General features: G+C 72.2%; 6 protein-coding genes. 3 read left to right on the forward strand and 3 right to left on the reverse strand.

Annotation, left to right across the window (positions count from 1 at the left end):
• Positions 1-25 precede the first annotated feature (25 nt).
• The 3 genes from VKA29_RS08960 (at position 26) to VKA29_RS08970 (ending at position 4,707) form a co-directional block, all read left to right on the forward strand.
• Complete coding sequence (locus VKA29_RS08960; RefSeq protein WP_324784733.1) at positions 26-1,693, forward strand: NAD(P)/FAD-dependent oxidoreductase; 1,668 nt, start codon at positions 26-28, stop codon at positions 1,691-1,693.
• A 20-nt stretch (positions 1,694-1,713) separates the two neighbouring features.
• A complete protein-coding gene (locus tag VKA29_RS08965) occupies positions 1,714-3,747 on the forward strand; it encodes a hypothetical protein (RefSeq protein WP_324784734.1) in 2,034 nt (677 codons plus the stop codon).
• Positions 3,748-4,026: 279 nt separating this feature from the next.
• Positions 4,027-4,707, forward strand: a complete 681-nt coding sequence (locus VKA29_RS08970) for a TetR family transcriptional regulator (protein WP_324784735.1) — start codon at positions 4,027-4,029, stop codon at positions 4,705-4,707.
• Here VKA29_RS08970 and VKA29_RS08975 read toward each other — a convergent pair.
• The 3 genes from VKA29_RS08975 to VKA29_RS08985 all read right to left on the reverse strand — a co-directional run bounded on the left by VKA29_RS08975 (position 4,602) and on the right by VKA29_RS08985 (position 8,589).
• Complete coding sequence (locus VKA29_RS08975) at positions 4,602-5,600, reverse strand: hypothetical protein (RefSeq protein ID WP_324784736.1); 999 nt, start codon at positions 5,598-5,600, stop codon at positions 4,602-4,604. The genes VKA29_RS08970 and VKA29_RS08975 overlap by 106 nt on opposite strands.
• Positions 5,601-5,754: 154 nt before the next feature.
• Positions 5,755-7,497, reverse strand: a complete 1,743-nt coding sequence (locus tag VKA29_RS08980) for an MFS transporter (RefSeq protein ID WP_324784737.1) — start codon at positions 7,495-7,497, stop codon at positions 5,755-5,757.
• A gap of 507 nt (positions 7,498-8,004) precedes the next feature.
• Positions 8,005-8,589, reverse strand: a complete 585-nt coding sequence (locus VKA29_RS08985) for a TetR/AcrR family transcriptional regulator (protein ID WP_324784739.1) — start codon at positions 8,587-8,589, stop codon at positions 8,005-8,007.
• Between the last annotated feature and the right edge of the window lie 497 nt (positions 8,590-9,086).

The following is a 9,086-nucleotide window of genomic DNA, read 5'->3' on the forward strand; positions in this document are numbered from 1 at the left end:
CTCGACCACTGGAGGAACGAGCATCATGCAGCCACTGCCCGCGTCCAATCCGTCCGGCAGGGCGGACCACGACGTCGCCATCCTCGGCGCCGGCATCGCCGGGTCCGTCCTGGCCGCCATCCTGTCCCGCAACGGCGTGAAGACCGTGCTGATCGACGCGGGGACGCACCCCCGGTTCGCGGTGGGCGAGTCGACGATCCCCTACACCTCGGTGATGCTGCGCATCCTCGCCGCCCGCTACCGGGTGCCGGAGATCGCCCACCTGAGCCACTTCTCCACGATGCGCTCCAAGGTGTCCTCCAACTCGGGGCAGAAGCGCAACTTCGGCTTCGTGTACCACCGCGAGGGCCAGAAGCAGGACCCGCACGAGATCAACCAGTTCGTGATCCCGGTGGCCCTGTCCACCGAGTCGCACATGTTCCGCCAGGACGTCGACGCCTACATGTACAACGTGGCGCTGAGCTACGGCACCACGGGCCGCCTGGCCACCCGGGTGACCGACGTCGCGATCGACGGCTCCGGCGTGACGCTCGCGGTGGACAACGGGCCGGACATCCGCGCCCGCTACATCGTGGACGCCGGCGGCCACAACTCGCCGCTGGCCCACAAGTTCGGGCTGCGCGACGAGGTGCCGCAGCAGCGCACTCACTCGCGCACCCTCTTCACCCACATGATCGGGGTACGTCCCTACGACGACTGCCCGGCGGCCCAGGGGCACGACAACCCCAGCCCCTGGCACGAGGGCACGCTGCACCACATCTTCGACGGCGGCTGGCTGTGGGTGATCCCCTTCGACAACCACAAGGGCGCCACCAACCGGCTGTGCAGCGTCGGCCTCACCCTGGACCCGCGCCGCCACCCGAAGACGGACACCCCGCCCGAGCAGGAGTTCGCCCGGTTCCTGGAGCGTTTCCCGGCCATCGCCCCGCAGTTCAAGAACGCGACGGCGGCCCGGCCGTGGGTGTCCACGGGCCGTCTGCAGTACTCGTCGAAGAAAATCGTCGGCGACCGCTTCTGCCTCACCTCGCACGCGGCCGGCTTCGTCGACGCGCTGTACTCGCGCGGCCTGACCAACACCACCGACGTGGTGAACTCGCTGGCCTGGCGGCTCATCGAGGCCGCCCGGGACGACGACTTCTCCGCGGAGCGCTTCGCCCACGTCGAGACCCTCCAGCAGGGTCTGGTGCGGGCCCACGACGACGTCGTCGGGTCCTCCTTCACCTCGTTCCGCGACTACGGCATGTGGAACGCGACGTTTCGCATGTGGGCCCTGGGCACGGTGCTCGGCACCCTCAACGCCCAGGACGCGCTGGTCCGTTTCCAGCGCACCGGCGACCACATGATCTGGCGGGAGCTGGAGGCCCAGCCGCACCCGGGCGCCCTCTTCCCGGCCAGCGTCGGCTTCAACAAGATCACCGACGCGGCCTGGTCCGCCTGCCGGGACGTGGAGGCCGGCCTGATGACGCCGGACCGGGCCACCGGCGAGCTGTTCGACCTGTTGCAGGACGACGGCTACGCCCCGCCCCCGTTCGGTCTGCACGACCCGGAGAACCGGTTCTACAACCCCAACCCGCCGCGGATGCTGCGCACCATGCACTGGGCCAGGCGCGGCCCTGCGGCACCCGACACCGGGCCCGTCGTGGCCAGCGCGCTGGGCGGCTTCCTGCGCTCCCGCTTCCACAAGAGCGCCTGAGGGCGAAGGAGGAGATAACCATGCCCAAGGACGAAGAGGCGCCCACGCCGACGAAGGACAGAGCGACGGACAGCCCGGGGACGCGCGGCCGCCGGTCGCGGCCGGCCGCGACCCCGAAGGACGTCCAGGCGCGGCGCACGGCCCGCGCGGCGGACGACAGGGGCGGGCGGGCGGCGCCCGGGGCGGCTGACGCGGACCGGGACAGCGGCTGGCTGGAGGGCGCCGAGGCGGTGGGCGCGGCCGAGTCCGCGCTGCCCGACGAGCCGGAGGACACCCGGCCCGAGGACATCCGGGCGGCGACCGCCCGCACCGAAGGCGCCGGGGCCGAGGGCGCCCGCGCCGGAGCCGTCCGCGCCGGAGGCGGCGCCGTGGTGGACGGGTCGTCGCGGATCGTGGCCGCGGCGGCGGAGGCGCGGACCGTCGGCGCGGCGGCACCCGCGTCCCGCCACAAGGTCGCCGTGCTGGGCGCGCATCTGGGCGGCGGCATGCTCGCCGCGGTCCTGGCCCGGGCCGGCCTCGACGTGGTCCTGGTGGACTCGGCGCACGACGCCTCGATCCCGGCGGGCGAGACGACGGTCCCGTACACCGCGGAGGTCTTCGAACTCCTCGCGCGCCGCTACGGCGTCCCGGAGCTGGCCGCGCTCGGCCACTTCGGGCAGCTGCCCGCGTCGGTGCGCGCCGGATCCGGGCTGAAGTCGAGCATCGGCTTCGTCTACGCCCGCCCCGGCGCCCGCGTCCGCCCGCACCAGAAGCTGCAGTTCAACGTGCCCAGCGAGCACGGCGAGTCGCACCTGTACCGGCCGGAGGTGGACGCCTGGGTGCACCGGGTCGCCGTCGGCCACGGGGCGAAGGCGCCGCAGGGCCGTCCCGTGCTGAAGGACGTGCGGGGCGAGGCGGGCGACTTCACGGTCGAGCTGGCCGACGGCAGCAGTGTGGCCGCCGAGTTCGTGGTCGACATGTCCGGGCCGGACGCACCGATGCTGGCCCGCCTGGGGCCGGAGCCGGCGCTGCGTCCGCTGCGCCACTCCTCCCGGGTGCTCACCGCGCACCTGCGGGGCGTACGGCCGCTGGAGCGGCGGGTGGACCCGGGGCCCGGCGGCACGGCGTGGACGGGCGGCACGACCCAGGTGGTCTTCCCCGGCGGCTGGATCCAGCTGGTGCCGTTCGGCTCCGAGCGGGACGGGGACGACGCGCTGACCAGTGTGGCGGTCAGTCTGGACACCAAGCTGTGGCCGCAGGGGTCGGCGTCCGCGGAGGAGGACTTCCAGGAGCTGGTCCGTCAGTTCCCGGACCTGGCCTGGCAGTTCGAGAAGGCAACCACCGTGCGTCCGTGGACGAGCGCGGAGCCGTGGCAGTACGCGGCCACCGCTGCGGCGGGCCCCGGCTTCGTCGTCCTCGACCGCTCCGCCGTGCGCTGCGACTTCACGCTCTCCCGGGACGTCACGCTGACCGCGGAACTCGTGCACGAGGCGGCGGCGCACATCGTGGCGGCGGCGGCCGAGGACGACTGGTCGGTGGCACGGTTCAGGGGCCTGGAGTCGTTCCAGGCGGCCCTGATCGAGCACAGCGAGCGGCTGCTGGGCACGGCGCTCACGGCCACCACGGACTTCCGGCTGTGGAACGCCTTCTGCCGGGTGTGGCTGCTGCACTCGATGTTCGCCGCGCTGTCCCTGAAGCGGGCCCGCAACGACGCCCTGGCGTCGGCCGGTCACCCCGGACAGTGGCGGGAGCTGGGACAGCACCGGGGCGCGGGGCTGTGGTTCCCGGTGTATCCCGGTTTCGTCGCGCTGTTCGACGACATGGACCGGCTGGTGCGCCAGGTCGCCGACAACCGGATGGACGCGGGGGCCGCCGCCGAGCGGATCTTCGGCCAATTGCGTCAGGCGTCCTTCGTTCCCCCGCTGTTCGGATTCGGCGATCCGACCGACCGCTACTACAACTTCACTCCCCTCAAGCGGATCAAGACCCTGCTGTGGGCCAAGCGCCGGGCCCCGCACATGGTCCGGCGGGTCCTCACGCCGGGGGCCACCGTTTCCCCCAGCGTCGAGCGGTGACCGGCCGGCCGGGCGTCACCTGACGGCGCCCGGCAGAAGCCGCCGTTCCGCGCCCGCCGGGCGGGCGCGGAACGGCGGCTTCGCATGCGGGCGTCCGGTGGCGGGGCGGTGCGCCCGGTGCGCGGACGGCGACTGCCGGTTCCGGCCGGTCCGCCCACCGGCGCACCGGGCGTGGCTGGACACGGCGCCCGGCGAACGGAATGCTCCCTACCGGGGAGTCACCGCATGTGGAATGCTGGTAACGTTGATTTCCACATCCCATGAATTAACGGAGGGGCAATGAGTAACGGAGCCGGGAGCCCCTGCCCGAACAGCACCCGTCGCGGCGCCACGCCCCGTGCGGGCCGCCCCACGCGGGGCGGAGGCCGGCGGCCGGGTCAGAGCGGCACCAGGAACCAGATCCTCACCGCGGCTCTCGAACTCTTCGCGGACAAGGGCTACTCGGGCACCACGATGCGTGGCATCGCCCAGCAGGCCCGGGTCGACCCGGCGCTCATCCACCACTTCTTCAACAACAAGGACGGCCTGTTCCAGGACGCGGTCTCCTCACGCCTGGACATGTCCGCCCTCTTCGACTCCCTGACGGACGACGAGGTGCAGGCGGGCCGGCAGAGCCGCGGCGAGTGGGTCGCGCGTGCGTTCCTCTCCTACTGGGAGGACGAGGCGACCCGGCCCGCGCTGGTGGCCGTCTACCGCACCAGCCTGTCGGACGAGGCGACGGCCAAGACCTTCCGGGACCGGATCGAGTCGTCCTTCGAGGCGTGCCTGAGCCGGTTCGTCCCCGAATGGTCCGACCACGCGCCGGCGTTCACCTCGCTGGTCTCCGCGCAGCTGGCGGGTCTGGTCATGCTGCGCTACGTGCTCGCGGTGGAGCCGCTCGCCTCGCTGGACTTCGAGGAGCTGATGGACTGGCTCGCGCCGTCCATCCAGGTCCACTTCGACCGCCTGGCGCAGGAGTAGCCGCCGGCGGCAGTGCCCACCACGGCCCGGCCTCCCGCCGCGGCGCCGGTCTCCACGGCCCGCGTCGTGGCGCCCTCCGCGCGCGCCAGGACGAAGACGCCGCGCCCGGCCACCAGCGCGGCGGCGGCTCCGGCCAGCGCGGTGGCCGTACCCGCGGCACAGCGGTCGCCGAGGACCAGGAAGCCGACGACGGCCGCGAACACCGGGTTGACCAGGGTGACCGTGGCCAGCGGCGCCTCCAGGCCGGTGCGGTAGGCGCGCTGGCACAGCAGCAGCCCGCCGGGCGCCAGGCAGACCACGCCGACGGCGAGCAGGACGGCCGTACCCGACTCCCCCGACCCCCGTCCGGTCACCTCCAGCACGGCGGTCTGGGCCAGCGCGGAGGCGGCGCCGAACGCGACGCCGGCGGCGGCCGCGTACGCCAGGCTGCTGACCGCCGCCCGGCGCGCGGCGAGCGCCGCCACCGCCAGAACGCCGAGGGCCGCGGCGGCCAGCGCCCCGACGCCCAGCGCCTCCCGCCCCTGCAGCGGACGGCTGACGCCCGCGGAGGGGACCAGCATCAGCAGCCCGACGACACCGGCCACCGTCGCCGCCGTGCCCGACCACTGCTCGGAGGTCATCCGGTGCCGCAGCAGCGGGACCGACAGCAGCGGCGCCGCGACCAAGGTGAGCACACCCAGCATCTGCACGGCGACCAGGGAGCCGTAGCGCAGGGCCGCGGTGTGCAGCAGCGCGCCGAGAGCGTTGAGCAGGACGGCGGCCCACCACGCGGGCGAGCGGCCGAGGCTCCGGCCGCCCGGTGCGCCGGACCGCGCGGCCGTCGACCGCTGCGCGACGGCCGCGGCCGCGTACACCAGGGCCGAGGCCGTACCGAGCGCGAGAACCGTCCACACGGTGTCTGCGACTTCCTTTCGCCGCACGGGAGCGGCAGTGGCGGAAAATGGCGACGGGCCGGGGTGCCGCCGTCGGGCGGCGCCCCGGCCCGGACGCGCGGGGATGCCGGGGCGGGCGGCGACGTGTACGCGCCGCCCGCCCCGGGTCAGTCGCTCACGCGCCGCCCGGCACGTCGGCGACGTCCTCCGGCCGGACCTTGGGCAGCGCGAGCACCAGCAGGCAGGACAGCCCGAAGCAGCCGATCTGCCAGAACACGACCTGCTCGAAGCTGTCGCTGAAGTTGGCCTTGCGGGCCTCGGGCACGGCCGTGCCGAGCACCGCGGACTTCACCTTCTGCTTGACCTCCTGCGGCAGCGGGCTGTTCGCCATCTCCTTCTCGATCCGCGCGCAGCTCGCGGGCGTCTCGGTGAGGTCCTTCTGGTTCATCTTGTCGTGGAAGCAGGTCTGGAAGGCCGTGGTGATCTGCGTCTGCTGCGCCTCGGCCACCCCGGCGGCCGCGAGGTCGCCACGCAGCCGGGGCACCGCCGACGCGCTGGCGTCGTCGGCGTTCGAGCCGAGCAGCCCGTAGAACAGGATGCCGGCGACGGCGATGCCGATGGCGATGCCGACCTGCTGGACGGTGGCCAGCATGCCGGACGCGGAGCCCGCGTTGCTGGAGCGGATGCCGGCCAGGATGATGCCGGTGCACGGCGCCAGGAAGAAGCCGCCGCCCAGGCCGGCCACCATCAGGGAGGGAACCAGCTGGTAGCCGTGCAGGTCGGAGCCCGCCCAGTGCAGGGTGCCGATGACCCCGGCCATGCCGACCAGGAGCAGACCGGTGCCCAGTGCCAGCGTCTTCGTGCCGAGCTTCCTGACCACGGCCGCCGAGCGCGCGGAGCCGACCGCGATGAGGGCGGCGAAGCCGAGGCTGACCAGGCCGGCGGAGATCGGCGTGTAGCCGAAGCCGATCTGCAGGCTCATGAAGAACGTCATGAAGAACGACGGGATGCCGGCGAAGAACACGACGCTGATGATGAGCCCGACGGTGAACGACCGCTCCTTGAACAGCCCCGTGGGCACCAGTGGGGAGCGGTCGGCCGCCTTCGAGAGCTTGTTCTCGTAGAGGAAGAACTCGGCGAGCAGCACCGGGCTCAGCACCAGCAGCGCCAGGCTCCAGCCCGGCCAGTCGTGCTCACGGCCGATGACCAGCGGCAGGATCAGGCTGAACAGGCCGGCCGTCAGGATGCCGGCGCCGGTCACGTCGAGCCGCTGCGCGCCCGGCGCGGAGGACTCGGGGATCTTCGCCAGGCCCAGGCACAGGGCGATCACGCCGATGGGCAGGTTGACGTAGAAGATCGCACGCCAGTCGGTGCCCAGGATGTTCAGGTCGATCAGCCAGCCGCCGAGGACCGGGCCGAGCACGGTGCCCAGGCCGACCGAGGCGCCGTACATGGCCAGGGCCTTGGGGCGTTCCTGCTTGGAGAAGATGACCTGGATGATCGACAGGACCTGGGGGAACATCAGGCCCGAGCACATGCCCTGAAGCACCCGGGAGGCGATCAGGAACGTGGAGCTGGGGGCCGCGCCGCACAGGGCCGAGGCGATGGTGAAGCCGAGCATGCCGATGAGGAAGACCTTGCGGCGGCCGTGGATGTCACCGAGCCGGCCGCCGGTCACCAGGGTGCAGGCGAAGGCGAGCGAGTAGACCGCGACGACGAGCTGGATCTCGGCGAACGTGGCGCCGAGATCGCTCTGCAGCGACGGCAGCGCGACCATCGTGATGGTCGTGTCCAGCATCTGCATGAAGATCGCGGACAGGGTGACCGCGAGGATCACCCAGCGCGCGGGGTTCGCGGTGGCGGACGGAGCGGGTGCGGTGCCGGGCGGAGCCGTCACGCCGGTGTCGATGGATTCCATGTTTCCTCCCTGGGTCGACTGCCTTGCCCGACAGCGCCCTCAATATTTCACTCTCCAATGAAGTCTACGAGTACTGAATTCTTTTGGGCAACCGCTGCGACCGCGATCCGGACACTCGCCGTCCGCCCGACCGCCCGCCCACGCCTCGGAGTTGACCTGCGTCAACCCGGACGGCCGGGGCGCGGACGGCCACCACCAGGCCGGGACCGGAGCGCCGGACGTACGGATGTCCGACACCGCGGAGAAGGGATCCGGCGGCCGTACGACGACCGCGACCGGCACCGGCACCGGCACCGGCACAAGGACACCGACGCGGACACGGCGGCACGGAGAGACCGACGCGGGCACGGCGGCGCGGACACGACAGCGGAGAAACGACAACAGGAAAACGACTGCGGGGACACGACGGCGATGGGATAGGACGGCGATGGGACACGACGGCACGGTGCCGGGCGGGATCGAAGGCCGATCCCGCCCGGCACCCCCGCCGAACGTGCGCGCGGCCCCTCAGGAGGAGGCACGAGCGCCGCCGGCGATCCCCTGCGGCGCGAGGAACGCGGCCACGACCGGAGCCAGCGCGCGCACCATCTCCTCGTCGTCCTCGGCCAGCCCGGGATCCAGCAGCCCCATGCGGCGGGACGTGTTGACCCCGATGAACAGGCTGCTGATCAGCCATACCTTGACCTCGTCGGCACCGCTGTCCGCGACCTCCCTGGGCAGCAGCGACCGGCTCAGCCGCTCCCTGGCCGCGGGCAGGTCCGCCGCGGACCGCAGGACGCCGAGGATCCGACGCTGCTGCACCGGGTCGTTCCAGTCGGCGACCGCGTGCCGCATCAACCATTCGGCGGCGTCCGGATCACCTCGCTCCATCGCCTCCCGGATCGCCTCGGCGGGCCTGACCGTCTCCTCGACCACAGCGCTGTAGAGATCCTCCTTTGAGGCGAAGTAGTGCCCGATCAGTGCGGGATCACAGCCGGCGTCGGCTGCGACGGCCCGCAGGGAGGTGTTGCTGTACCCCAGTTCGGCGAAGAGGTCCGCCGCCGACCTCATGATCGCGCGGCGGGTTTCGGATGCGCCTCTAGCGTTTGCCACGGCGGCACTTCCTCTCGATCCCGAGTCCCCCGAAGGACGCGCGACGCGAATTCATCTTGGCGTGAAGTCTACGTTCAGTGACTTCCTCGGTCAAAGCTTTGCGCCGCGCGTAGACCGCTTGCGGGCACCACTTCCCGGCCGGCCTGCGCTTCGACCACGGACGCCGTCGACATCCCCGCCACGAACCCCGAACGGCCGGACTCTACCCCCGCCCCAAGGGCAATTCAACACCCATTGAAATCATCGTTCGTTGAGCCTAGGCTCGCGATGGGCTTCCGCCCCCGTCGGTCCGTACGACACGCGCATTTTCCGCCCAGGGAGAGGCACTTGCCGGTGACGAATCAAACAGAGCAGCTCGACCGGGTCGTCATACGCTTCTCGGGCGACTCGGGCGACGGTATGCAGCTGACAGGTGATCTGTTCACCTCCGAGACGGCGTCGTTCGGCAACGACCTGTCGACGCTGCCGAACTTCCCCGCCGAGATCCGCGCTCCCGC

The sequence above is a fragment of the Streptomyces sp. H51 genome (assembly GCF_035656535.1).
Classification (GTDB): Bacteria; Actinomycetota; Actinomycetes; order Streptomycetales; family Streptomycetaceae; genus Streptomyces.